This window comes from Cystobacter fuscus (assembly GCF_002305875.1).
GTDB classification, from domain to species: Bacteria; Myxococcota; Myxococcia; order Myxococcales; family Myxococcaceae; genus Cystobacter; species Cystobacter fuscus_A.
In genome coordinates this window covers 1728553-1751980 of sequence record NZ_CP022098.1, presented here as the reverse complement: position 1 = coordinate 1751980, position 23428 = coordinate 1728553, and the positions used below count along the sequence as shown (strand labels likewise).

At 69.6% G+C, this 23428-nt stretch carries 23 protein-coding genes; 14 read left to right on the top strand and 9 right to left on the bottom strand.

What is annotated here, in order from left to right; translation table 11 throughout:
• Positions 1–23 precede the first annotated feature (23 nt).
• Together CYFUS_RS07335 and CYFUS_RS07330 are read left to right on the top strand one after the other, a co-directional pair.
• Entirely contained in the window at positions 24–1688 is a 1665-nt protein-coding gene (locus CYFUS_RS07335) for an ATP-binding protein (protein ID WP_095984588.1), read from the top strand.
• On the top strand, positions 1685–3052 hold the full coding sequence (locus CYFUS_RS07330) for a sigma-54-dependent transcriptional regulator (protein WP_095984587.1): 1368 nt from the start codon (positions 1685–1687) through the stop codon (positions 3050–3052). Before CYFUS_RS07335 ends, CYFUS_RS07330 begins: the two co-directional genes overlap by 4 nt.
• 25 nt (positions 3053–3077) lie before the next feature.
• On the opposite strand, the gene CYFUS_RS07325 is transcribed toward CYFUS_RS07330, so the two are convergent.
• The 3 genes from CYFUS_RS07325 to wecB are packed head-to-tail and all read right to left on the bottom strand — an operon-like array spanning position 3078 to position 7763.
• On the bottom strand, positions 3078–5597 hold the full coding sequence (locus tag CYFUS_RS07325) for an ATP-binding protein (protein WP_095984586.1): 2520 nt from the start codon (positions 5595–5597) through the stop codon (positions 3078–3080).
• Between the two features lie 9 nt (positions 5598–5606).
• The gene (locus tag CYFUS_RS07320; protein ID WP_095984585.1) at positions 5607–6602 is read right to left on the bottom strand and encodes an RluA family pseudouridine synthase; all 996 of its coding nucleotides are present in this window, start codon (positions 6600–6602) and stop codon (positions 5607–5609) included.
• A 33-nt stretch (positions 6603–6635) separates the two neighbouring features.
• Entirely contained in the window at positions 6636–7763 is a 1128-nt protein-coding gene (gene wecB, locus CYFUS_RS07315; protein ID WP_095984584.1) for a non-hydrolyzing UDP-N-acetylglucosamine 2-epimerase, read from the bottom strand.
• Positions 7764–7856: 93 nt separating this feature from the next.
• Here wecB and kdsB point away from each other — a divergent pair, with 93 nt between their 5' ends.
• The 7 genes from kdsB to CYFUS_RS07280 all read left to right on the top strand — a co-directional run bounded on the left by kdsB (position 7857) and on the right by CYFUS_RS07280 (position 14891).
• A complete protein-coding gene (gene kdsB / locus CYFUS_RS07310) occupies positions 7857–8597 on the top strand; it encodes a 3-deoxy-manno-octulosonate cytidylyltransferase (RefSeq protein ID WP_095984583.1) in 741 nt (246 codons plus the stop codon).
• A gap of 151 nt (positions 8598–8748) precedes the next feature.
• Positions 8749–10455: an ABC transporter ATP-binding protein gene (locus CYFUS_RS07305; protein WP_095984582.1), complete on the top strand. Its 1707-nt coding sequence runs from the start codon at positions 8749–8751 to the stop codon at positions 10453–10455.
• Between the two features lie 355 nt (positions 10456–10810).
• On the top strand, positions 10811–11044 hold the full coding sequence (locus tag CYFUS_RS07300; protein ID WP_051256490.1) for a hypothetical protein: 234 nt from the start codon (positions 10811–10813) through the stop codon (positions 11042–11044).
• Between the two features lie 93 nt (positions 11045–11137).
• Positions 11138–12766, top strand: coding sequence for a CTP synthase (locus tag CYFUS_RS07295; protein ID WP_095984581.1), 1629 nt, complete (start codon positions 11138–11140; stop codon positions 12764–12766).
• A gap of 5 nt (positions 12767–12771) precedes the next feature.
• Positions 12772–13590 carry a 3-deoxy-8-phosphooctulonate synthase gene (gene kdsA, locus CYFUS_RS07290; RefSeq protein ID WP_095991854.1) on the top strand — a complete coding sequence of 273 codons (819 nt, stop codon included), beginning with the start codon at positions 12772–12774 and terminating at the stop codon, positions 13588–13590.
• 40 nt (positions 13591–13630) lie between these two features.
• Complete coding sequence (locus CYFUS_RS07285) at positions 13631–14209, top strand: KdsC family phosphatase (protein ID WP_095984580.1); 579 nt, start codon at positions 13631–13633, stop codon at positions 14207–14209.
• A gap of 82 nt (positions 14210–14291) precedes the next feature.
• Positions 14292–14891, top strand: a complete 600-nt coding sequence (locus CYFUS_RS07280; RefSeq protein ID WP_232537418.1) for a response regulator — start codon at positions 14292–14294, stop codon at positions 14889–14891.
• A gap of 121 nt (positions 14892–15012) precedes the next feature.
• Here CYFUS_RS07280 and CYFUS_RS07275 read toward each other — a convergent pair whose 3' ends face one another.
• From CYFUS_RS07275 to CYFUS_RS07265, 3 genes are all read right to left on the bottom strand, one after another.
• Positions 15013–15456 carry an Hsp20/alpha crystallin family protein gene (locus CYFUS_RS07275; RefSeq protein WP_095984579.1) on the bottom strand — a complete coding sequence of 148 codons (444 nt, stop codon included), beginning with the start codon at positions 15454–15456 and terminating at the stop codon, positions 15013–15015.
• Positions 15457–15642: 186 nt separating this feature from the next.
• Entirely contained in the window at positions 15643–15837 is a 195-nt protein-coding gene (locus tag CYFUS_RS07270; protein WP_095984578.1) for a CPXCG motif-containing cysteine-rich protein, read from the bottom strand.
• Positions 15837–16196, bottom strand: coding sequence for a DUF309 domain-containing protein (locus CYFUS_RS07265; RefSeq protein ID WP_157758297.1), 360 nt, complete (start codon positions 16194–16196; stop codon positions 15837–15839). The genes CYFUS_RS07270 and CYFUS_RS07265 overlap by 1 nt, the downstream gene beginning before the upstream one ends.
• Positions 16197–16238: 42 nt before the next feature.
• Between CYFUS_RS07265 and CYFUS_RS07260 the strand changes: the two genes are divergently transcribed.
• Positions 16239–17075, top strand: coding sequence for a general secretion pathway protein GspE (locus tag CYFUS_RS07260; protein WP_095984577.1), 837 nt, complete (start codon positions 16239–16241; stop codon positions 17073–17075).
• Positions 17076–17081: 6 nt separating this feature from the next.
• Here the strand turns inward: CYFUS_RS07260 and serB are convergent, their stop codons facing one another.
• The 3 genes from serB to CYFUS_RS07245 form a co-directional block, all read right to left on the bottom strand.
• Complete coding sequence (serB, locus tag CYFUS_RS07255; protein ID WP_095984576.1) at positions 17082–18284, bottom strand: phosphoserine phosphatase SerB; 1203 nt, start codon at positions 18282–18284, stop codon at positions 17082–17084.
• A 21-nt stretch (positions 18285–18305) separates the two neighbouring features.
• Complete coding sequence (locus CYFUS_RS07250; protein WP_095984575.1) at positions 18306–19763, bottom strand: serine/threonine-protein kinase; 1458 nt, start codon at positions 19761–19763, stop codon at positions 18306–18308.
• Between the two features lie 63 nt (positions 19764–19826).
• Positions 19827–20582, bottom strand: a complete 756-nt coding sequence (locus CYFUS_RS07245; protein ID WP_095984574.1) for a TIGR02266 family protein — start codon at positions 20580–20582, stop codon at positions 19827–19829.
• Between the two features lie 104 nt (positions 20583–20686).
• Here CYFUS_RS07245 and nuoE point away from each other — a divergent pair, with 104 nt between their 5' ends.
• The 4 genes from nuoE to nuoK all read left to right on the top strand — a co-directional run bounded on the left by nuoE (position 20687) and on the right by nuoK (position 23419).
• Positions 20687–21175: a complex I 24 kDa subunit family protein gene (gene nuoE, locus CYFUS_RS07240; protein WP_071901486.1), complete on the top strand. Its 489-nt coding sequence runs from the start codon at positions 20687–20689 to the stop codon at positions 21173–21175.
• A 26-nt stretch (positions 21176–21201) separates the two neighbouring features.
• On the top strand, positions 21202–22536 hold the full coding sequence (nuoF, locus tag CYFUS_RS07235) for an NADH-quinone oxidoreductase subunit NuoF (protein WP_095984573.1): 1335 nt from the start codon (positions 21202–21204) through the stop codon (positions 22534–22536).
• Positions 22533–23045: an NADH-quinone oxidoreductase subunit J gene (locus tag CYFUS_RS07230; protein WP_095984572.1), complete on the top strand. Its 513-nt coding sequence runs from the start codon at positions 22533–22535 to the stop codon at positions 23043–23045. Before nuoF ends, CYFUS_RS07230 begins: the two co-directional genes overlap by 4 nt.
• A 62-nt stretch (positions 23046–23107) precedes the next feature.
• Entirely contained in the window at positions 23108–23419 is a 312-nt protein-coding gene (nuoK, locus tag CYFUS_RS07225; protein WP_095984571.1) for an NADH-quinone oxidoreductase subunit NuoK, read from the top strand.
• Positions 23420–23428: the final 9 nt, after the last annotated feature.

Sequence of the window (23428 nt, the reverse complement as noted above, 5' to 3'; positions counted from 1 at the left end):
CGCGCGGCCCCGCGCCCCAGGACATGGCGAGCCCCTCCCAGCCAGATCTGCGCACCGCCGAGCGGCAGTTCACCCGCTCGGTGCTCGCGGGGCTGTGCCTGCTGGGCCTCGTCGCCGTGGCGGGCCCCCTGCTGTCCTACCGCGGGGACGTGCACGAGATGCACGCTCAGTTCCGCTCGCGGCTGGAGCGCGAGGGCCGGGTGTACGCCGAGGCGCTCAGCCTGCACATCCAGCTGCTCGAGTCGGAGCTGTCCCGCGTGGCCCTGGGCGTGGGTCCCGAGCTGCTGGAGGGACGGGCCATCGAGGACATGCAGGACCTCACCGCGCCCGACCTCGGCCTGTTCCGCCAGGGCATCCTCCTGTTGGACACCGCGGGCAACGTGCGCTGGAGCGAGCCACTCGTGCGCACCCCGAGTGACGTGGTGCGCATGCGCTCGTGGTTCCAGCAGGTCCTCCAGCACCAGGAGCCCGTCGTGGACGCGCTCGCTCCGGGCTCCTCCACCTTCGTCGTCGCCGTGCCGGTGATGGGCGAGCAGCGTGCCCTGGGGGTGCTCGTCGGCCTGCTCGACGCCAGCATGGAGCTGCCCGGCTCGCGGCCCATGAGCAGACACCTGAAGCTGGTGGTGCTCAACCGGAGCGGCGACATCCTCCTGCCCTCGCCACCGCCCTCGTGGGCCACCCAGCCCGGCTTCGCCTCCAAGGTGGACGAGCTGCTCGCCCGGGGAGGCCAGGAGGTGGACGGCACGGGGGGAGACGAGCTGTTCGCCTGGGCCACCGTGGTGCCGGACACGCGGCTGCGGCTGGTGATGGCGGCGGACGAGACGGCCACCGTGGCCGCCATCCGCGAACGGCTGCTCGCGCAACTGCTCGTGCTCGCGGGGCTCCAGGTGGGCACCCTGCTGCTCTTCAGCCTGCACTGGCGGCGCGTCTACCGCCTCTTCCTGGAGATGGAGCGGCGCGCGGCGGAGAAGGAGACGATGGCGGCGCTCGGCTCGGCCGCGGGCCTCATCGCCCACGAGGTGAAGAACTCGCTCAACGGCCTCAAGGTGGCCACCGGCCTGCTCTCGCCCGGAGAGGAACAGGCCCTGGCGGTGCGCGCCCTGCGCGGGCAGATTGATCGGCTCGCGCACCTGGCCACCTCGCTGCTGCACTTTGGCAAACCCCCGAGAGTGCAGCGCATCCCCGTGGACCTGCCGCACCTGGTGCGCGAGGTGCTCGAGGGCCTGCGCGTGCTGCCCGAGGCCGAGGAGGTACGCCTCACCGCCCACCTGCCCGAGGCGCTCGAGCTCCAGGGAGACCCGCTGCTGCTGGCCACCGCGCTGGACAACCTGGTGCGCAACGCCATGGAGGCGGCCGTGGCCGCCAAGGACCTGGGACGGATCACGACGCCCGAGGTGAACGTGCGCGTGCGCCAGGAGGAGGGCCACGCCGTGGTGGACGTGGAGGACAACGCGGGCGGCCCTCCGGAAGGCTTCGAGGCGCGGCTCTTCGAGCCCTTCGTCACCTCCAAGCCCAAGGGCGTGGGACTCGGGCTGTCCATGACCCGGCGCGCGGTGGAGCAGCAGGGAGGCCGTGTCTCCTTCATGCGCATTCCCGGCGGCAGCCGCTTCACCGTGACGCTGCCCCCACCCGACTCCGCCTCCTCGTCCGATTCCCAGGAGCCGCCCTTCCCAGGAGCCGCCCCATGAGCGTCCCCCTGCTCTTCATCGATGATGACCGGGCCTTCTCGTCGCTGGGCGCGGCGGCGCTGCAACGCGAGGGCTACGCCGTCACCCTGGCGCGCTCGCTGCACGAGGCCCGCGCCGCGCTCGCGCGCCTCACGCCCGCCCTGGTGGTGCTCGACCGGCGGCTGCCGGATGGAGACGGGCTCACCTTCCTGCCCGAGCTCAAGGCCCAGGCGCCCGGCGCGGCCGTGGTGATGGTGACGGCGCATGGCGACATCGCCAGCGCGGTGGACGCGGTGCGCGCGGGCGCGGCGGACTACGTGGCCAAGCCCGTGGAGCTGGCGGACCTGGTGCTGCGCGCGCGCCGCGCCCTGGACACGGGCCGGCTGAAGGACCGGCTGGCCGCGGCCGAGGCCGAGCTGTCCGGGCGGCGCCGGCTCGTGCCTCCCGCGTCGGCGGCCATGCAGCGGGTGTTCGCGACGCTCGAGCGCATCGCCGCCTCGCCCCGCAGCGCGGTGATGCTGCTGGGGGAGACGGGCACGGGCAAGGAGATGCTCGCGCGCCACCTGCACGCCTTGTCCTCCCCGGACGACGACGCGCCCTTCGTCCACGTCAACTGCGCGGCCCTGCCCGAGCAGACGGTGGAGAGCGAGCTGTTCGGCCACGAGAAGGGCGCCTTCACCGACGCGCGCACCGCGCGCCGGGGGCTGGTGGAGGTGGCGCACGGGGGCACGCTCTTCCTCGACGAGGTGGGCGAGCTGCCCCTGGGCCTGCAGGCCAAGCTGCTCACCTTCCTCGACTCGGGCCGCTTCCGGCGCCTGGGCGGCACCACGGAGCACTCCAGCAGCGCGCGCGTCGTGGCCGCCACGCACCGCGACCTGCCGGGCCTCATGGCGCGCGGCGAGTTCCGCGAGGACCTGTGGTTCCGCCTGGGCGTCTTCCGCATCGACATCCCGCCCCTGCGCGAGCGCCCCGAGGACATCCTCCCACTCGCCGAGGGCATCCTCGCCGACCTGCGCCGGGAACTGGGGCGCCGGGGCGCCTCGCTCGGGCCCCGCGCCCGTGCCCGGCTCGCCGCCTACGCCTTCCCCGGCAACGTGCGCGAGCTGCGCAACCTCCTCGAGCGCGCCCTGGTGATGGAGCCCGGCCCCGAGCTGGAGCTGGACGTGCTGGAGGGGACGAAGCCCGCGCTGGCCGGAGCCCCGGCGGCGAGCCCTCTCGAGCCGAACGCCTTCGTGCTCTCCGGACCGCCTCGCGCCCTGGACGAGGTGGAGCGCGCCTATACCCGCTGGGTGCTGGAGCAGATGGGCGGCCGGCGCATGGAGGCGGCCAAGGTGCTCGGCCTCTCCTACCCCACCTTCCTCAAGCGGCTGGGCGAGGGGACCTGAAGCACCGAGGCACCGCCGGCGGCCCTCACTCCTCGGGGACCCGGTAGGGCAGTTCCAGCGTGAAGGTGGCGCCCTGCCCCGGCTGGCTGTCCACGGTCAGGCGTCCGCCGTGGGACTCGACGATTTCCCGGCTGATGTAGAGCCCCAGACCCAGGCCCCCGTAGTGCCGCACCGTGACGGCGCGCTCGAAGCGGCTGAAGATGCGCGGCAAGTCCTCGGGGACGATGCCCACGCCCTCGTCGCGCACGATGAACCGGGCGTGCACGCCGTCCGACTCCAGCCGCAGGGTGATGGGCTTGCCCGCGCCGTAGCGGGCCGCGTTGGTGAGCAGGTTGACGATGACCTGCTCCAGGCGGAGCGCGTCCCAGCAACCCACCACGGGCGCGGGCGCATGGAGCGTCACGTCGCAGCCCGCGCGGGTGAACACGTCGCGCAGCCGCTCCACCACCTCCTGGACCAGCCGGGTGAGATCCATCTCGGCGCGATCCAGGGACACGCGGCCGGTGACGATGCGGCCCACGTCGAGCAGCAACGTGATGAGCTGCGAGAGCCGCCGCGCCTGACGTTGGGCCTCGTCCAGCTTCGCGCGCATCCGCTCGCCGGCCTCCGCGGGCAGGTGACGCTCCAGGGAGGACAACTGGAGCCGCAGCACGGTGAGCGGTGTCTTGAGCTCATGGCTCGCGATGGAGAGGAACTCGTCGCGCAGCCGGATGGCGTCCTGGGCATCGCGGTACAGCCGCGCATTGTCCAGACACAGGGCGGCCCGGCGCGCCAGCTCCTCGGCCAGCGTCAGGTCCGCGCTCGAGTAGTGACGGCCGCTCTCCCCCTGCGCCAGCATGAGCGTGCCGAGGGTCCGGCCACGTGCCACCAGGGGCACGCAGATGTAGGAGCACAGATGGAGCGCGCTCAGCGGCGCCTCGGCCTCGGGAGTGCGCGCCATCTGGGCGACCTGGCCCTCGGAGAACTCGGGGATCCACTCCGACTCGCCCGTGCGCAGCACCTTGCCGACACCATGGTCGGCGGACAACCCGACGGGCTGGAGCCGGAGCACCTGGAGCGCCACCCGGGCCCGTTCCGGATCCCGGTGCAGTCCCGCGAGCTGCTCCACCCGGCCCTCCTCGGTGAGCACGTGCACCGCGCAGCAGTCGGCGAAGCGGGGCACCACCAGCTCCATCAAGCGCTCCATCGTGGAAACGGAGTCGAGCGAGCTGCCCAGGAGCGTGCTGGCCTCGTACAGGAAGTGCTGCCGCTCGGCGAGCGCCTCCACCTCGCGCCGCGCGCGCACGTGGTCCGTCACGTCGTAGGAGAAGAAGGCCACCCCATCCACGTGGCCCGCGGTGTCGCGCAGCGGCTCGTAGGAGAAGTTGAAGAAGCGCTCCTCGCGGGGCGCCCCCGTGCGCGGATCCTCCGCCACCCGGTACTCGCGCGCGACGAAGCTCTCCCCCCACAGGTAGACGCGGTCGAGCACGTCGAGCATGCCCTGGCGCATGTGGTGGGGCAGGGCATCGCGCATCTTCTGGCCCACGAGGCCGCTGTCACCCTGGTGGGCCTGGTGCAGGGGGTTGTCCAGCTCGATGACGTGCTCGGGGCCGCGCATGAGGCAGACCGCCAGGGGGGCCTGCATCACCACGGCTTGCAGACGGGTGCGTTGGAACTCGGCCTCGGAGCGCGCGGCCTGCTCCTTGTCGAAGAGCCGGGCGCGCTCGAGCGCGAGTGCTCCCTGGTGGGCGAGCGACAGCAGGAAGTCACGGTCCGCCGAGTCGAAGACGTGCAGGGGCGCGAAGGTGAGGGACAGCACCGCCATGGGCGAGCCCTTGGCGAGCATGGGCAGACAGGCCAGGGCGCCGGACCACTCGGGCCGTCCCGAGCGGAAGACCCGGGTGATGGGCAGGTTCGACTCCATGGGCACCTGGGACAACCGGTAGCCGGGCCCCCCGGACACGCTCTCGCGGCTGAGCACCCGGAGCGAACGGCCATCCATCTCGGGCAGTGCCACGGACAGCCGCCGGGCGTCCATCGCCTCCAGGGCGCCGCGCGCGATGACCTCCACGACCTCGGCGGCGGAGGCCACCGAGCACAACTTCGTCGTCATCTCCTGCAGCAGGGCGAGCCGCCCGACGCTCTTCTCCCTGGCCACTTCCGCTTCCCGGCGTGCCGTCACGTCGCGCAGGAAGATGATCAGCCGGGCGCCATGCGGGACGGCGCACGCCTCGTACGAACTCTCGCCGATGGGGGCGAGCCACTCCGCGTTGGTGGTCACCCCCTCCGCCCGGGCGCGCAGGTAGGCCGTGCCGAACGAGGTGTCGAGCAACGTGGGGAAGAGCGACCAGAGCACCTGGCCGAGCAACTCCTCGCGCGGGTGACCAAGCAACCGCACCGCCACCGGGTTGAGCGCCACGATGCGCCACTGCTCGTCGAGCACGAACGCCCCATCGGGAAACAACTGGAGCGGGATGTCGAAGGGCAGTTCCTCCTCGAGTTCCATCCGATCGCGCGACGGTGCCTGTCCGAGGGCGTCCTCGGGGGAGGAGGGGGCTTCACTCATGCGCGAAAGTTATGCACCGTCCGCGCCAGGGAGGATCAACCCGGCCGGTGTCCGGTTGGCGATGAAGTCCTGGAGGTCTCCGGGGAGCGGGGACTCGAACGTGACGCGCTGGCCGGTGGCCGGGTGGGGGAAGGACAGGCGCGCGGCGTGAAGGGCGTGGCGGGGCAGGCGCAAGCGCACCCACGCCTCGGGCTCGAGGCAGCGCTTGCTGAACCGATCGAAGTAGCCGGGGTCCGGCCCGTACATCTTGTCGCCCACGATCGGAAAGCCCGCCTCGCGCAAGTGGACGCGGATCTGGTGCTGGCGTCCGGTTTCGGGGTGGCAGCGCAGCAGGGCGAAGGGCTCGCCCTCGAGGGTGAAGCGACGGAGCACCTCGAAGCGCGTATGGCTTTCCTTGCCCAGGATGGGGTCGATGCGTACCGCGATGCGGATGAGGTCGGTGCCCTCGGCGATGGGGGCATCCACGCGGAAGGAGTCCTCGGGGGGATGGCCCTCGCAGATGGCGAGGTACTCCTTGTGCACCTCGCGCGAGATGAAGAGCCGACCCAGCACGCGGCACGCCTCGGTGGTGCGTCCGCAGACGACCAGGCCACTCGTCTCGCGATCCAGGCGGTGCGCGGGCTCGGCGGAGGCATGGCCCAGACGCTCGCGCAGCAGGGAGACGAGCGTGCCCTTGTGGTAGCGGGCGGTGGGGTGCAGCGGCAGTCCGGCGGGCTTGTCGAGCACGAGCAGCCAGTCGTCCTCGAAGACGACGGGCAGCTCGGTGGGCGTGTCGGGCTCGGCGCTCGCGGGCCGGCGGATGCGGAAGGAGAGGCCCGGGTAGACGGGCGTGGAGGGCTTGAGCCGGCGCTCCTCGCAGAGCACCCCGCGCTGGATGACGCCGAGCAGCCGCTCGCGTGGCAGCCGGCGGAGCTTCTGGGCGAGGTAGCGCTCGAGCCTCCAGCCGGCGTAGTTCGGCTCGACGACGAAGGAGATGTCGACGAAGCCCTCGGGGGTCTCACTCATGAGGCCCCTGGCATAACACGGTGCGCGGGGCGGCTAGACCGCCGCGCGGCGAGGCGGAGCGACGGCGCCGAGCGTCTCCTCGTAGAGCTGGGCGATGCGATCGCCGGAGCGGCCGTCCCAGCGGTCGGGCACCCTGCCCTTCTTCTCGTGCCCGTCGAGGATGCGGTCGGCGGCCTGCTGGATGTGGGCGGGGCTCGTGCCCACGACGAGGTTGGTGCCCACGTCCACGGTGATGGGCCGCTCGGTGTTCTCGCGCACGGTGAGACAGGGGATGCCGAGCACGGTGGTCTCCTCCTGGAGGCCGCCCGAGTCGGTGAAGACGAGCCGGGCCTGGGAGGTGAGCGCGAGGAACTCCAGGTAGCCGAGCGGATCCACGAGGCGCAGACCCGGGGTGCGATCCAGCGTGGGCCCGAGGCCCAGGTCCGCGATGCGCTTGCGGGTGCGCGGGTGGACGGGGAAGACGACGGGCAGGCGGCTGGCCACGTGACCGAGCGCGGAGAGCAACCCGCGCAGCGTGCCTTCGTCATCCACGTTGGAGGCACGGTGCAGGGTGCACACCGCGTAGCCGCGCGGGGTGAAGCCCATGTCCTTGAGCGTGGGCAGACGCAGGGCCTGCTCGCGCGCCGACAGGAGCGAGTCGATCATCACGTTGCCCACCATGCGGATGCGCTCGGGCTCGATGCCCTCCCGCAGCAGGTTGGCATCCGCGTCGGCCGAGGGCGTGAGCAGCAGGTCCGAGATGCGGTCCACCAGCAACCGGTTGATCTCCTCGGGCATGGTGAGGTCGCCGCTGCGCAGCCCCGCCTCCACGTGGGCGAGCTTGATGCCCATCTTCGCCGCCACGAGCGCCCCGGCCAGGGTGCTGTTGACGTCGCCCACGACGGACACGAGATCGGGCTTTTCCTGGGTGAAGACCTTCTCCAGCTCGAGCATCACCCGGGCGGTCTGCTCGGTGTGGCTGCCCGAGCCGATGCCCAGGTGGACATCGGGGGCGGGCATGCCCAGGTCGGTGAAGAAGACATCGCTCATCTTCACGTCGTAGTGCTGCCCGGTGTGGACGAGGGTCTGGGCGAGCGCGCCGCGCTCGCGGATGGCCCGGTGGATGGGCGCGACCTTCATGAAGTTGGGACGCGCCCCGACGATATGGAGAACCTTCTTCATGGGGAGCGAAGCTAGGCACCCGCCCCGCATCGGCCAGGGGGCCCCTGGCCCCGGGGGTCTCGCAGCGTCCTGAATCTGATAGACAGCGCCGCCATGTCCGCCCCCCGTCCCGTCGCCGTCATCCCCGCGCGCTACGCGAGCACGCGCTTTCCTGGCAAACCCCTGGCGCCCATCGCCGGCCGGCCGATGATCGAACACGTGTGGCGCCGCTGCCAGGAGGCCCGAGTCTTCGGCGAGGTGCTGGTGGCCACCGACGATGTGCGCATCCGGGAGGCGGTGGAGGGCTTTGGGGGCACGGCGGTGATGACCTCGCCCGAGTGCGCCACGGGAACGGACCGGGTGGCAGAGGTGGCCCGGGCGCGTGCGGACGTGGACGTGTGGGTGAATGTGCAGGGAGACGAGCCGCTGGTGGACCCGGACACCCTGAGGGTGCTCGCGGGCCTCTTCGCCGACCCGGCGGTGGAGATGGGCACGCTGGTGCGGCCCCTGGAGGCGGCCGAGCACACCAGCCCCCACGTGGTGAAGGCGGTGCTGGCGCTCAACGGGGACGCGCTGTACTTCAGCCGCGCCCTGCTGCCCTTCGTGCGCGAGCCGGGTGAGGCCGGCGCGGTGCGGCACTGGGCGCACCTGGGCCTGTATGGCTACCGGCGCGCGACGCTGCTGCGCCTGGCCGGGCTGAGCCCCACCCCCCTGGAGGGGGCGGAAAAATTGGAGCAGCTACGAGCCCTGGAGCATGGGGTGCGCATCCGCTGTGGCCAGGTGGCGGGACACACGGTGGCGGTGGACGTCCCCGGGGACGTGGCGCGGGTGGAGGCGGTGTTGCGCGGCGGCTGAAGCGGCCTGGCGGGCGGGCGGACGGACGTGGGACGAGAGAGTACGGGCCGGACGCCCTGTCGCGAGGTAGGCTGCGCATGTGTCCGACGCCAAGAACAAACCTGACGCCCCCAAGAAGCCCCGGTTCTCCCGGGCGACATTCAGCCGCCTGATGGGGCTGGCGCGCCCCCAGGCGCGCCGGATCATCGCCGGCACCTTCTTCCTCGTGCTCGCGAGCGCACTGGGACTGGTGTACCCGAAGATCATCGGGGACATCATCGACCAGAGCCTCAAGTCGGGGAACCGGGAGCATATCGACCGGGTGGCGCTGGCCATGGTGGTCGTCTTCCTCTTCCAGGGCGTGGCGATGGCGCTGCGCTTCTACCTCTTCACCACCGCGGGCGAGCGCGTGGTGACGCAGCTGCGGCAGAACCTGTTCGCGAGCCTCATGTCCCAGGAGGTGGGCTTCTTCGACGAGCGCAAGACGGGAGAACTCACCAACCGGCTGTCCTCGGACACCACGGTGCTGCAGAACGCGGTGAGTGTGAACATCTCCATGGCGCTGCGCAACGCGGCCCAGGCGTTCGGCGGCATCGGGCTGCTCTTCTACACCTCGCCGGTGCTCACCGCGCTGATGCTGGCCATCGTGCCCGCGGTGGCGGTGGGGGCGGTGTCGTATGGGCGCAAGGTGCGCGGCCTCTCCAAGGAGTCGCAGGACGCGCTGGCGGTGGCCAACGAGGTGGCCGAGGAGAGCCTGTCGGGCATCCGCACCGTGCGCTCCTTCGCCGCCGAGCGCCACGAGGTGGAGCGCTACCAGACCGCCACCGAGCACGCCTACGACGTCGCGCGCCGCCGGGCGAAGCAGTCCTCGTTCTTCCTGGCGGGGGCCTCGTCCGCGGGCTACCTCGCCTCGGCGGTGGTGCTCTGGTACGGCGGGCGGATGGTGCTCGACGGGAGGATGACGGTGGGCAACCTCACCTCCTTCCTCATCTACTCGCTCATGGTGGCCTTCGCGCTGGGAGCGCTCGCGGACCTGTGGGCGGACTTCATGCGCGCCGCGGGCGCCGCCGAGCGCGTCTTCGAGCTCATCGACCGCGAGCCCGCCATTCCCTCCTCGGGGGGCGAGCGCCTGGCGGCCGTGCAGGGCCGGGTCGAGTTCCAGGACGTGCGCTTCGCCTACCCCACGCGGCGGGACGTGCCGGTGCTCAAGGGCATCCACCTGGCGCTCGCGCCCGGCGAGGTGGTGGCCATCGTCGGCCCCTCGGGCGCGGGCAAGTCCACGCTCGCCGCGCTGCTCGCGCGCATGTATGACCCGCAGGAGGGCCGGGTGCTGCTCGACGGGCGGGAGCTGAGCGGCCTGGACACCGAGTGGCTGCGCCAGCAGGTGGGCACGGTGGCGCAGGAGCCCATGCTGTTCGCCACCTCCATCGCGGACAACATCCGCTATGGCCGCAAGGACGCCACGGACGCCGAGGTGGAAGCCGCCGCGCGCACCGCCAACGCCCACGAGTTCATCTCCCGCTTCCCGGAGAGCTACCAGACGATGGTGGGCGAGCGTGGCGTGCAGCTGTCCGGCGGGCAGAAGCAGCGCATCGCCATCGCCCGTGCGGTGCTCAAGGATCCACGCCTGCTGGTGCTCGACGAGGCCACCAGCGCCCTGGACGCCGAGAGCGAGCACCTGGTGAAGGAGGCCCTCGAGCGGCTGATGCGTGGGCGCACCACGCTCATCATCGCCCACCGCCTGTCCACGGTGATGGGGGCCGACCGCGTGGTGGTGATGGAGGCGGGCCAGGTGGTGCAGAGCGGCGACCACTCCACCCTCATGGGCCAGGAGGGCCTCTACCGCCGGCTGGTGGAGCGCCAGTTCGTCGCCGCCTGAGCCGCTCCCGCCCTTCCGTCTGCCCAGGGTACGGCCTCGCCCCACACCTCCCGACCAGTGGCGCGGAGAGGAAGGGGTGGTTAGAAAAGGCAGCGCAGACGAAAGGAGGTGATGCCTTGACTGAGAGCAAGAGTCAGGCGTCCACCTCCGTCGGTACGGCGCGCTGATGAGGCCACCGTCCGGCGGGAGTTGACGCCGAAGGTAGATTGGCCCGCCCGGGCCCACGCACCCCACCATTCGACGGGGCCGTGGACCGGGCGGGCCTTTTTTGTCTTCCCCCCGGGAATGCGAGCGGGCGGACCCTGTTGAGCCCACCGAGGGGGGAAGGCTCGTTTGATTCGCTGGAGGCCCGACCTTGTCCATCACACCCTGCCCGAGTCCGCTCCCTTGCGCCCTGCGAGACGAGTCGGTGGTGGAGGTTCAACGCAACCTGTTCTGCGCCAACTATGACGCCTGTCTGCACCTCGCAGTGAAGCGGGGCTGGGACGGGTGGACGTGCCGGCACTGCCCGCTGCGCGAGCACCGGGGGAGCGTTCCCCAGGCACGCGACTACGCCGAGAGCCGTCCGCGCAGTCAGGGCCAGGACTGACAGTCCCGGACTCACCGTGATTCAGGGCCTCGACGGTGGCCAGGGAACCTACAGAAACATTGACGCATCGGGCCTCTCTTGGCAGGAAGGGTCATGCGCTCCAAGAAGACCAAGTACATCTTCGTGACCGGCGGCGTGGTGAGCTCGCTGGGCAAGGGGCTTGCTTCGGCTTCCATCGGTACCCTGCTCGAGAATCGCGGGCTGGAAATCACGCTGCTCAAGCTGGACCCCTACATCAACATCGACCCGGGCACGATGAGCCCGTTCCAACATGGTGAGGTCTTCGTCACCGACGACGGGGGCGAGACCGACATGGACCTGGGTCACTACGAGCGCTTCACGAACGCTCGGATGTCCCGGCTCAACAACTTCACCACCGGCCGCATCTACCACTCCGTCATCCAGAAGGAACGGCGGGGCGAGTACCTGGGCAAGACGGTGCAGGTGATTCCGCACATCACCGATGAGATCAAGTCCTGCATCCGCCAGGCGGCGCAGGGCGTGGACGTGGTCATCGTGGAGGTGGGCGGCACCGTGGGTGACATCGAGTCCCTGCCCTTCCTCGAGGCCATCCGCCAGATGCGCTACGACGTGGGGGCGGGCAACACGACCTACGTGCACCTCACGCTGCTGCCCTACATCGGCGCGGCGGGCGAGGTGAAGACCAAGCCCACCCAGCACTCGGTGATGAAGCTGCGGGAGATCGGCATCCAGCCGGACTTCCTGCTGTGCCGCACGGACCGGGAGATCAGCCGCGAGCTCAAGGACAAGATCGCCATGTTCTGCAACGTGGACACGGGCAACGTGTTCACCTCGCCGGACGTGGGCAGCATCTACGAGCTGCCCCTGGAGCTGCACCGCCAGGGCCTGGACGAGCGGCTGACCGAGGCGCTCAACATCTGGAGCCGGGCGCCGCGGCTGGAGCGCTGGGAGGACATCGTCCGCAAGGTGTACTCGCCGAGCCGGGGCGAGGTGACGGTGGCCATGGTCGGCAAGTACGTGGACCTGAAGGAGAGCTACAAGAGCCTCAACGAGGCCCTGATGCACGGCGGCATCGCCAACGACGTGCGGGTGAACCTGCGCTTCGTGGACTCGCAGGACGTGGAGGACAAGGGCGCGGAGGCCATCCTGTCCGGCGCGGACGCCGTCCTCGTGCCGGGCGGCTTCGGGGTGCGGGGCACCGAGGGGAAGATCTCCGCGGTGCGCTATGCCCGGGAGAAGCGGGTGCCCTTCTTCGGCATCTGCCTGGGCCTGCAGATGGCGGTGGTGGAGTTCAGCCGCAACGTGCTGGGCTTGAGTGGAGCCAACTCCCTGGAGTTCAATGAGCACACCCCCCATCCGGTGGTGACGCTCATGGAGAGTCAGGTGAAGGTCCAGGACAAGGGAGGCACCATGCGTCTGGGCACCTATGCCTGCGCGCTCAAGCCGGGCTCGCTCGCCCACAAGCTGTATGGCGAGGACACCATCCAGGAGCGTCACCGCCACCGCTACGAGGTGAACAACAGCTACCGCGCGCGCATGCAGGAGGCGGGGCTGCTGGTGTCCGGACACAACCCGGAGCTCAACCTCGTGGAGATGATCGAGCTGCCGGACCATCCGCACTTCATCGGCTGCCAGTTCCACCCCGAGTTCAAGAGCAAGCCCTTCGCGCCCCATCCGCTCTTCTCGGGCTTCATCCGGGCAGCGCTCGCGCAGCGCGACGCGGGGAGGACCCAGGCGTGAGCACCATCCAACTGTGCGGTCATACCGTGGGTGAGGGCCACAAGCTCTTCGTCATCGCCGGCCCGGACAGCATCGAGTCCGAGGACATGGCGCTGCGCCACGCGCGGATGCTCAAGGAGATGACGTCGCGGCTGGGCGTGCCCTATGCCTTCAAGTGCTCCTACGACAAGGCCAACCGCACCAGCGGCAAGTCCTTCCGGGGCCCGGGCCTGAAGGAGGGCCTGCGCATCCTCGCGCGCGTCAAGCGCGAGGTGGGCGTGCCCATCCTCACCGACGTCCACGAGACGAGCCACGTGGGCCCCGCCGCCGAGGTGGTGGACATCATCCAGATTCCCGCCTTCCTCTGCCGCCAGACGGACCTGGTGGAGGCCGTGGCGCGCACCGGCAAGGGCGTCAACCTCAAGAAGGGCCAGTTCGTGGCGCCCAAGGACATCGTCCACTCGGCGCGCAAGGCCGTGGAGGTGGGCAACCCCAACGTGCTCGTCACCGAGCGCGGCGCCACCTTCGGCTACAACAACCTGGTGGTGGACATGCGCGGCTTCGCCCAGATGCGCGAGGCGGGGCTCGTCGTGTGCTTCGACGCCACCCACTCCGTGCAACTGCCCTCCTCCGGGGATGGGCAGACGGGCGGGGAGCGCAAGTTCGTCTCCCTCCTGGCGCGCTCGGCCGCCGCCGCCGGAATAGACGCGCTTTTCACGGAAGTACATGAAGACCCGGACCGTGCCCTGTGCGACGGTCCGTGTTCGCTCTCCCCCCAGATGTTCGAGGACGTGATACGTCAGGTGCTCGCCATCCGACGTGCGCTAGGACACGAGCCGTCATGAGAGAATCGAAGTCGTGGGGAGGAAATCCGAGGAACACGACATGACGGACCTGCCGCCAAAGCCCAGCCGGGACGAGCTGACGGAGCGTGCCGCGCGGGTGCGCCTGCTCGTTTTCGACGTGGATGGGGTCCTCACGGACGGCGGCCTGTATTACGGCGATGGCGGCGAGGTGATGAAGCGCTTCGACGTGAAGGACGGCCACGGCCTGGTGATGGCCCGGCTGGCCGGCCTGCGCACCGCGCTGCTCACCGCGCGCTCCTCCTCCATCGTGGAGGTGCGGGGCCGCGAGCTGGGCCTCTCCGCCGTCTTCCAGGGGCGCAAGGACAAGTCGGCGGGCCTGGACGAGCTGCTCTCCCAGCTCGGGGAGGCCCCCGAGGCGTGCGCCTATATGGGGGATGACCTCAACGACCTGGGTCCCTTGAGCCGGGTGGGCCTGTCGGCCTGTCCGGCTGACGCGGCGCTCGAAGTTCGGCAGGAAGTGCATTACATCGCACGCAACCGGGGAGGTCACGGGGCAGCGCGCGAACTGGTGGAACTGTGCTTGCGGGCGGCGGGGCATTGGGAAGCCACCGTCCGACAGATGAAAGCCGCCGAGGCCCTACAGGCTGTCAAGTTGTGAAAGCAAAGAATTTTCGCTTCCCGGTTAGGTGTCCTATCCTATGAGTGCCGGAATGAAGCAGGGCAGAGATGAGGAAAGTTCGATGACGGATCAGCTCTACACGACCCACGACATCAGCCGGTTGCTCCAGGTGGACCCGTCCACGGTGAGCAAGTGGATCGACCGCGGCATCCTCATGGCGTTCCGGACGCCAGGCGGCCACCGGCGGGTGCGCTCGGCGGACCTGCGCACGTTCCTCATCACGCACCAGATGCCGGTGCCCGAGGAGTTGGGCAGCAGCACCGTGCGCCTGCTCGTGGTGGACGACGAGCGTCAGGTGCTCGACGCCATCAAGCGCGCGTTCAAGCCCTACGCCAACCAGGTGGAGCTGCAGACGACCACCAGCGGCGTCGAGGCGCTGCTGCTCGTGTCCGAGCAGAAGCCCCACGGCATGCTCATCGACCTGAACATGCCGGACATCGACGGTATCGAGGTGTGCCGCCGCATCCGCGCCCGCAAGCAGATGGAGGGCGTGCGGCTCATCACCATGACGTCCGCCCACTCGCCCGAGGTGGTGGAGCAGTCCAAGCAGGCGGGCGCCGTGGCGTGCCTGCCCAAGCCGCTGGACGTGCAGCAGGTGCTCGACCTGTTCCGCGTGCCGCTGGCGCTCGGGGGCACCACCCCCGCCGCCGTCAAGCGCTAGACGCGACGAAGGGCGGAGCCCGTGATGCGCCCCGCCCCCCGAATCACTCCCGGCGTGCCCGGGTGGACGAGTCGGACCCCGGACCTCGGGGCCCGAGTCCACCGGTTGCGCCGTTCGTGCGTCAGCCATTCACCTTCACTTCGATGACGCGCGGCTTGGTCTCCTCACGCCGGGGCAGCGCCAGCGTCAGCACGCCATTCTCGTAGCGCGCCTCCACCCGGGACGCGTCCACCGTGCGCGGCAGCACGAAGGAGCGGGTGAACACACCGAAGTTGCGCTCCAGACGCCGGGTGCCCTCGTCCTTCAGCGACTCCGGACGCTTGCGCTCGGACTTGAGGGTGAGCGTGTCGTTCTCCACCTTCACCTCGATGGACTTCGCATCATGGCCCGGCAGGTCCACATGCAGGGTGATGCCCTCGGCGGTCTCGTAGATGTCCGCCGCGGGGGCGAACTCACGCGCGCCGGACGGACGCTCGCGGAAGAACTGGTCGAACTCCCTCATGACCAGAGGGCCCAGCGCCACGGCACCATTGCTCATCTCGAACGGGTTCCAACGGCTTTGCATGGACGTCTCCTGTGCGCGCCAGACTCCTCGCGGAGCCACGGCGCGTGGTTGTGGTGAAACGGAAAAGGGGTTGTCTGCTCGCGCGCGGCGCCCTCGCTCTCGGGGGCGCCGCGCCTCTCACAACTCCAAGAGAACCATGGTTTGGAGCGTGTCAAGGAAGCGCGCCGCGCGCCTCGGACCGCCGCCTCAATCGTCCTCGCGCCCGAGGGAAACGAAGACCTCGCCGTCCTCACGCGTGACGCGCACGACCCACGGCCGGCAGCACACCGGGCAGTCTTCCACGTACGTCTCCGAGGCGACCCCCAGTGCATCGGCGGCCACCTCCACCTGCTCCCCACAGTAGGGGCAGAGCTGCAACGAGTCATCGGCGAAGGGCTGCATCAGCGCTCTCCTCCCGAGGCGTCCAGCGGCCAGACGAGCAGGGGTCTGTCGGCTCCCTCGCCCGCTCGCCACCGGGTGATGTCCCGCCTCAACCGGTCCACATCCACGCCCTCGCACAGGGGGGCCAGGGACTCCATCCGCTCGAGGGCCCGCGAGAAGAGTGTCCACGCGCCCCGAGTGTTGCCCGCGTCGCGCTTGAGCCAGCCCGCCGCGGCGAGGATGAGTCCTTGAAGCAACAGTCGGCGCGGGCCGTGCTCGTGCCGCCAGGCCTCCTCCCACGCCTCATGGGCCGCGTGGAAGGCGCCCGCGTTGAAGAGCGTCATCCCCTCCTCCAGACAGGTAGCGAACGCACGAGGCATCGAAACGCGACTCCAGGCTCCTTCCTTCGTAGACTGGAGGTCATGGCCGCACCTCGCAACCGGATTGGAGAAATCCTCGTCAAGGCCCGTGTCCTCGACGAGATGCAGCTGCGCAGCGCGCTCGCCCAGCATGATCAATGGGGTGGGCGCCTCTCGCGCATCATCAGTGACATGGGGATCGCCTCGGAGGAGACCCTCACCCAGGCGATCGCCGAGGGCTTCGGCATGCAGCGCGTCCAGTTGGGCACCACCAGGGATGCCGGCGCGCTCGCCAGGCTGGACGTCCACCTGGCCGAGCAGAAGGGCATCTTCCCCGTGTCCCTGCGCGACAACGGCAAGACGCTCGTGCTGGCCATGGCGGACCCCTCGGACCTGGCGACCATCGATCAGGTGGCCGCACTGAGCCGCACCCGCGTCATCCCGATGGTGGCGGGCGACCTGGAAATCCAGAACGCCATCCAACGGCACTACCGCAATCAGGAACCCACCGTCTCCCCCACCGCCCGCACCGCGCCCACCGGGCGCCCGGGTACGCCCGGAGACGAGGAGGAGTTCAAGATCGTCGACATGACGGGCAAGACGGTGAGGAAGTCCATCGCCGACATCGCGCCGAACCTGGCGCGCGAGAACGCGGCCCGGCAGAACCCCGCCCCCATGCCGCCGCGTCCGAGCATCGGCTCGAGCGCCGCGGATCTGCTCGATGAAATCCTCAACGCCTCTCCCGCCGAGACGTTCTCCGCCGAGGAGATGCAGCGGTTGCAGGCCGTGCAGGTGAACCAGGAGAAGAGCTCGAAGATCTTGCGCGCCCTGCTCGAGCTGCTGCTGGAGAAGGGACACATCCAGCAGCGGGAGCTGGCGGCCCGCATGCGCGCGCCCTGAACCGCCCTACTCCCCCACTTCGCGCAGCTCGCGGGCCGTGAGCCCCAGGAAGTAGAGGATGGTGTCCAGGCCGCCCGCGGAGATGGAGGTGTCGGCCGCCTGGCGCAGCTTGGGCTTGGCGCGGAACGCGATGCCCAGCCCCGCGCGCTCCAGCATCAACAAGTCATTGGCGCCATCGCCCACGGCGATGACCTGGTCGAGCAGGATGCCCTCCGCCCGGGCGATGTCCTCCAGCAGCTCCGCCTTGCGGCGCGCGTTGACGATGGCGCCCAGGGTGCGGCCGGTGAGCTTGCCGTCCGCCTCCTCCAACAGGTTGGAGTGGGCGTAGTCGATGCCCAGGCGGGCCTTGAGCGCCTCGGCCGCCACGGAGAAGCCTCCGCTGATGATGGCGGTGCGGTAGCCCAGCCGCTTGAGCACGCGGATGAGGGTCTCCGCTCCCTCGGTGAGGGGAAGGCGGGCGGCGAGCTCGTGCAGCACCCGCGCGTCCAGCCCCTTGAGCAGCGCCACGCGCTGACGCAGCGACTCGTCGTAGTCCATCTCGCCGTGCATGGCGCGCTCGGTGATGCGCGACACCTGCTCGCCCACGCCATGGGCCCGCGCCAGCTCGTCGATGACCTCGATGCGGATGAGCGTGGAGTCCATGTCCATCACCACCAGGCGCTTGGCGCGCCGGTAGAGGCTCTCGCGCTGCAACGCCACGTCGAAGGCGCTCGTGGCCATGGACAGCTCCAGCAGGGAGCGCTGGAGTTCCTCCGGCTCCTTGCTCGCCGGCAGGGCGAGGTGGATCTCGAACGAACCGGGCTCCACTTCGGACAGGCGGTGGATGCGCTCGATGTTGGCCTCGTGCCGGGCCAGGCACCCGGTCACCGCGTGCAGCTCGCGCGCGCCGAGGGAACGACCCACCACGGTGACGACATGCCGGCTGGGAGACGCTGCGGCCTGGGCTCCTGACTCGCCCACCGCTCGGGACTCCAGGAACACGCCCAGCGCCTGGGCCGCGGAGCGCAGTTGCTGGAGAACGTCCTGCCCCTCGGGCACACGCACGAGCAGGCACAGGGTGAGCTGGCCCTGCACCACCACCTGCTCGATGTCGAGCAGCACCGCGCCCGCGTCGGCGAGCAGGCCCGTCAGCCGCGAGGCGATGCCGGGATGGTCCCTGCCGGTGAGGGTGAGGAGAAGGGACTCGTGCGAAGCGGAAGGGGAGGTCATGGTGTCACGGCCCGGGGGGTACTACCGCGGCTCCGAGGAGAGGATGAGATCGCCCTTGGCGAGGAACTGCGCCTCGGGGAGGGACTTGTAGAAGTCCTCCAGCAGGGCGTCGAGGTCCGGGTAGCGCTGGTCCACGCGGTCCTGGGTCATCTTGTCGAAGAGCGCATCCAGTCCGGAGGGCGCCTCGGGATTGACCTCGGAAGGCAGGGGCGAGCGGCGGCCGGGAATCTGCCCGGTGAGCATCTCGTAGAGGAGGATGCCCAGCCCGTAGACATCGGAGGCGGGACCCGCGTCCTTCGCGCGCTGCGGCTGGAGGAGCTCCGGCGCCAGGTACACCATGCCGCCGGCGCCCACGAAGACCTGGGGCAGCCCCTTGGAGGCATCCTGCTCCACCACGCGGCTCAGCCCGAAGTCGCCGAGCTTCGCGTTGCCGTGGATGTCGAAGAGGACATTCTCCGGCTTGAGGTTGTGGTGGGAGAGGCCCACGGCGTGCGCGGCGCGCAGCGCGTAGGCCATTTGGAGGAAGCAGCGCAGCGCGAAGGACACGGGCACGCCCTTGCCGCCCCCCTCCTCCAGCATGGACTTGAGGTTGCCCTGCAACAACTCGAGCACGTAGTAGGGGCGCGCCGCCTCCACGTTCTGGTCGAGCACCTGGACGATGCCCGGATGGCGCACCTGGGCCTGGGCACACAGCTCGCGCTTGAGCCGCTTGAGCACCTCGCCCCGCTGCAGGAAGGAGAAGTAGCCGAAGATGTCCTTGAGCTCCTTGATGCAGACGTCCAGCCCGAGCGCGTTGAAGCGGCCCTTGCTCGCGATGCCCAGCGGACCGGAGCCGAGGGCCTCCTGCTTCTGGTAGCGCTGGTCCAGCACCTCCACGGCCTTGGGGCCGGGAGTCGAGGCGGAAGCCATCGGGGACACCGGCGCGGCGGGGGGCGGCAGCTGCACGGCTTCGTTGCGCGCGCTGGCCACGGGAGACGGGGCCGGAACCGGCGGCTCCACCGCGGGGGACGCACTCACGGTGGAGACCTGGGCGGGACGCGCGCGAGGCAGGGCCGGCGGCTCCGCGGACGGCCGCACCTCGGAGGGAGCGACCTCCGACTCGTCATCGGGAGGGGGGGGAGGCTTGAGCGCCTGGGCCTGGGCGACCGTGTCCTCGGTGGTGAGCGCCTCCAGTCCCAGTTGCTCGGCGAAGAACTCCCCCACCTCGGCGATGAACTGGTCCTGCATCCCGGTGTCCACCACGCGCTCGCCCAGGTCGGTCAGGCGCAGCTGCGCCTCCCGGGGGTCCAGGGCGATGTAGTGGTACTTGCGCAGGAAGAGGTAGTAGCTGTCGAACTCCAGCGAAACGGACGGCTCGAGCGAGGCCTTCACATCGGCCAGCTTGTTCGAGCGTCCCAGACGGCCGTTCTCCCTCAGGCTCTGGAGGATGAACAGCGCCTCGCCGCAGATGGTGTCGCGTTGGATGACGGGCGTGGGCATGGGGGCGCGACTCTACGCGCTCACGCCACCGGGACCAATGGAGGAGAGGAACGGAAGAGGACTTCAGGGGATGTGGAGCAGCTGCTTCACCGTCTCCAACACTTCCTGGAAGCGCACGGGCTTGCGCAGGTAGATGTCCACCCCGAGCTGCATGGCGCGCTCGCGCGCCTCGGGGCCACCCGCGGAGATGGCCACCACGGGAATGGACTTGAGCGCCTCCTCGGCGCGGATGCGCTCGATGAGCGCGAAGCCGTCCATCACCGGCATGTACAGGTCCGTCATCACCAGGCTGAAGCGGCTGGAGCGCAGCGCCTGCAACGCGTGATGCCCATCGGGAGAGAAGTGCACCTCCAGGGGCACCCGTCCCGCCAGCTCGCCGCTCGCCAGCTTCTTGAGCACGTAGCTGTACATCTCGATGATGTGGGGATTGTCCTCGACGATGAGGACACGATAGCCCTCCGCGGGGGCGGCCGTCCGGTCCGACGCGCGGGTCTGTCCTGGCGCACTCAAGATGTCACCCAATCGCTGCCGGTCCTCCGCTTGGAGCACCCGGATGCCGACACCCCCGGGTGCTTCGGGCGACACGGGCCGGACCCACGCCACCGTTCCCACGACTTCTACCGGATCCAGAAGCCCCGGGAAAGAAAGTGCCAACCCCACGGACTCGCCCACGGTGAAGGAACGGTCGGTCTGCACGAAGATTCCTCCTCGTGACAGGTTCTCCGTCACCTCCGTCATCCGTGCCTGGTCCGGAAAGCGCACGCGTAACACGAGCGGCACTCGGGGTCCTTCACGCTGGTCGTCTGATCCCCGATTCATAACAAGGGGTTGAAATCGCTCGGAATTTTGCTGGTGCCGGCGCAGTGTAGCGCCGAGGGTTTATGTTGACAACGCGGGCGTCAGAGACTTACGAACCCCCCGCCATGGCGGAGTCCCTGTTCACCCCCGAAGAGCAGAAGAAGTTCGACACGGAGATCGCGGAGATCCTGTCGCACTATCCCGCGGACCGGAAGAGCGCCGCGATGCTTCCCGCGCTGCGGTTGATGCAAGACATCAAGGGGTGGTTGCCTCCCGAGGGTCTCAAGCTCGTCGCGCAGGTCCTCGGTGTCACGCCGGAGCGCGCCTATGAGGTCGCCAGCTTCTACGTGATGTACCACCTGAAGAAGCCCGGCAAGTACGTCATCGACGTGTGCACCAACCTGCCCTGCGCGCTCCGGGGAGCCGAGAAGATGCTCGCCCACCTGGAGAACAAGCTCGGGTTGAAGGCCGGAGAGGCGAACGAGCGCTTCACCTTGCGCGAGACGGAGTGCCTGGCCTCGTGCGGCACCGCGCCGTGCCTGCAAATCAATGAGGACCACCACGAGAGCCTCTCGAGGGCCAAGCTCGACGAGTTGATCGACAAGCTCTCCTGACCCGCTCCATCAAGGAACCTGATTTCATGGCGACAACGGCATTCGAACCCGTCATCTCGACCGCGTGGGGCACGCCCCAGTCGTGGACGATGGACGCGTACAAGAAGCGCGGGGGCTACCAGGGACTCGCCAAGGCGCTGGAGCTGACGCCCGCGCAGATCATCGACGAGGTGAAGAAGTCCAACCTGCGCGGGCGCGGCGGAGCGGGCTTTCCCACCGGGCTCAAGTGGAGCTTCGTCCCCAAGGACAACCCCAAGCCCAAGTACCTCGCGGTCAACGGCGACGAGTCCGAGCCGGGGACCTTCAAGGACCGCAACATCCTCACGCATGATCCGCACATGCTGCTGGAGGGCATTGCCATCGCGTCCTACGCGCTCAACGTGCACACCTGCTACGTGTACCTGCGCGGCGAGTTCAAGTTCCCGGCGGAGCGGCTCAACCAGGCCATCAAGGAGGCGTACGCCGCGGGCATCTTCGGCAAGAGCCTGATGGGCAAGGACTACGCGCTGGACTGCTACCTGGTGCGCGGCGCGGGCGCCTACATCTGCGGCGAGGAGACGGCGCTGCTGGAGAGCCTGGAGGGCAAGAAGGGCTGGCCGCGACTCAAGCCGCCCTTCCCCGCGGTGGTGGGCCTGTTCGGCAGCCCCACGGTGGTCAACAACGTGGAGACGCTCTCGAGCGTGCCGCACGTGTTCACCCGGGGCGCGGCCTGGTACGCGGGCCTGGGGACGGACAAGTCGGGCGGCACGCGCGTCATGTGCCTGTCGGGCTCGGTGAACCGGCCGGGCGTGTACGAGGTGCCGCTGGAGACGACCTTCAACCAGCTCATCTTCGACGACAAGTACGGCCAGGGCCTGCCCGCGGGGCGCAAGGTGAAGGCGGTGGTGCCGGGGGGCTCGTCGGCGCCCATCCTCAGCCCGGACGAGCTGGACACCGCCATGGAGTTCGAGGCGCTCAAGGTGAAGCAGAGCATGGCGGGCTCCGGCGGCGTCATCGTCATGGATGACACCACGTGCATGGTGCGCAGCCTGTGGCGCATCGCGCGCTTCTACGCCGAGGAGTCGTGCGGCCAGTGCACGCCGTGCCGCGAGGGCACCCCGTGGCAGGCGCGCATCCTGCGCAAGATCGAGGAGGGCCGGGGCGAGCCGGGCGACGTGGAGCAGCTGAGCAACGTGGCCTCGTCCATCGCGCCCTACCCGCCCATCGGCCTGGGCAACACCATCTGCGCGCTGGGCGATGCCGCGGCGCTGCCGACGCATTCCTTCCTCATGCGCTTCCGCGACGAGTTCGAGGCGCACATCCGCGAGCACCGCTGCCCGTTCGGCGACAAGCCCTGGGGCGCGTTCGGAGACTGGTCTTGAGCATCGAGCACGTCCTCTTCGGAGTCTTCGCCCTGCTGACGGTGGCGTCGGCGGTGATGGTCATCGTCGCCAAGAGCCCCATCAGCTCCGCCATGTCGCTGGTGGCCACCTTCTTCTTCCTGGCCGGCATCTACGTGCTGCTGTGGGCGCACACCGTGGCGGTGCTGCAGGTGCTCGTCTACACGGGCGCCATCATGGTGCTCTTCCTCTTCGTCATCATGCTGCTCAACCTGGGCGAGTCGACCGTGACGGGCCCCCGGGTGACGCTGGCGCGCGTGGCCGGAGGCGTGGCGGCGGCGGGACTGCTGGCGGTGCTGGTGACGGCCATCTGGCGCATCCCATCGGCCAGCACGTTCACGGGCAGCCAGGCGATGAGCCAGGGCTTTGGCACCCTGGCGGTCATCGGCCAGACCATCTTCACCCAATGGCTGCTGCCCTTCGAGGCCGTCAGCCTGCTGCTGCTGGTGGGCATGGTGGGCGCGGTGGTGGTGGCCAAGTCGCGGATTTGAGCGCGTCCCCTTCAACCCTCTGCTAGAAGGCGGGCCGCGTCCGCCCTCCTTCCCCCGGCGTCATGGTCCACTCCGTCGACATCAAGTACTACCTCGTCCTCGCCGCCGTCCTGTTCTGCCTGGGCATGTTCGGCGTGCTGGTGCGCCGCAACGCCCTGGTGGTGTTCATGTGCGTGGAGCTGATGCTCAACGCGGCGAACCTGACGTTCCTGTCCTTCGCGCGGCTGAATGGCGACGCCACGGGCCACGTGTCCGCCTTCTTCGTGATCGCCGTCGCGGCGGCGGAGGCCTCCATCGGGCTGGCCATCGTCATCGCCGTGTTCCGCAGCCGAGGCACCGTCAACATCGAAGAAATCCGGACCATGAAGCACTGACGGTCCCCC

What these genes read in the sequence shown, in the direction of transcription:
- CYFUS_RS07325 (WP_095984586.1), bottom strand. Translation starts at nt 5,597, where the DNA reads ATGAGTGAAGCCCCCTCCTCCCCCGAGGACGCCCTCGGACAGGCACCG.
- CYFUS_RS07270 (WP_095984578.1), bottom strand. Translation starts at nt 15,837, where the DNA reads ATGCAGCCCTTCGCCGATGACTCGTTGCAGCTCTGCCCCTACTGTGGG.
- CYFUS_RS07295 (WP_095984581.1), top strand. Translation starts at nt 11,138, where the DNA reads ATGCGCTCCAAGAAGACCAAGTACATCTTCGTGACCGGCGGCGTGGTG.
- CYFUS_RS07335 (WP_095984588.1), top strand. Translation starts at nt 24, where the DNA reads ATGGCGAGCCCCTCCCAGCCAGATCTGCGCACCGCCGAGCGGCAGTTC.
- nuoF (WP_095984573.1), top strand. Translation starts at nt 21,202, where the DNA reads ATGGCGACAACGGCATTCGAACCCGTCATCTCGACCGCGTGGGGCACG.
- CYFUS_RS07280 (WP_232537418.1), top strand. Translation starts at nt 14,292, where the DNA reads ATGACGGATCAGCTCTACACGACCCACGACATCAGCCGGTTGCTCCAG.
- kdsB (WP_095984583.1), top strand. Translation starts at nt 7,857, where the DNA reads ATGTCCGCCCCCCGTCCCGTCGCCGTCATCCCCGCGCGCTACGCGAGC.
- CYFUS_RS07320 (WP_095984585.1), bottom strand. Translation starts at nt 6,602, where the DNA reads ATGAGTGAGACCCCCGAGGGCTTCGTCGACATCTCCTTCGTCGTCGAG.
- CYFUS_RS07275 (WP_095984579.1), bottom strand. Translation starts at nt 15,456, where the DNA reads ATGCAAAGCCGTTGGAACCCGTTCGAGATGAGCAATGGTGCCGTGGCG.
- nuoK (WP_095984571.1), top strand. Translation starts at nt 23,108, where the DNA reads ATGGTCCACTCCGTCGACATCAAGTACTACCTCGTCCTCGCCGCCGTC.
- CYFUS_RS07265 (WP_157758297.1), bottom strand. Translation starts at nt 16,196, where the DNA reads ATGCCTCGTGCGTTCGCTACCTGTCTGGAGGAGGGGATGACGCTCTTC.
- CYFUS_RS07285 (WP_095984580.1), top strand. Translation starts at nt 13,631, where the DNA reads ATGACGGACCTGCCGCCAAAGCCCAGCCGGGACGAGCTGACGGAGCGT.
- CYFUS_RS07260 (WP_095984577.1), top strand. Translation starts at nt 16,239, where the DNA reads ATGGCCGCACCTCGCAACCGGATTGGAGAAATCCTCGTCAAGGCCCGT.
- serB (WP_095984576.1), bottom strand. Translation starts at nt 18,284, where the DNA reads ATGACCTCCCCTTCCGCTTCGCACGAGTCCCTTCTCCTCACCCTCACC.
- wecB (WP_095984584.1), bottom strand. Translation starts at nt 7,763, where the DNA reads ATGAAGAAGGTTCTCCATATCGTCGGGGCGCGTCCCAACTTCATGAAG.
- nuoE (WP_071901486.1), top strand. Translation starts at nt 20,687, where the DNA reads ATGGCGGAGTCCCTGTTCACCCCCGAAGAGCAGAAGAAGTTCGACACG.
- CYFUS_RS07330 (WP_095984587.1), top strand. Translation starts at nt 1,685, where the DNA reads ATGAGCGTCCCCCTGCTCTTCATCGATGATGACCGGGCCTTCTCGTCG.
- CYFUS_RS07245 (WP_095984574.1), bottom strand. Translation starts at nt 20,582, where the DNA reads ATGAATCGGGGATCAGACGACCAGCGTGAAGGACCCCGAGTGCCGCTC.
- CYFUS_RS07305 (WP_095984582.1), top strand. Translation starts at nt 8,749, where the DNA reads ATGGGGCTGGCGCGCCCCCAGGCGCGCCGGATCATCGCCGGCACCTTC.
- CYFUS_RS07250 (WP_095984575.1), bottom strand. Translation starts at nt 19,763, where the DNA reads ATGCCCACGCCCGTCATCCAACGCGACACCATCTGCGGCGAGGCGCTG.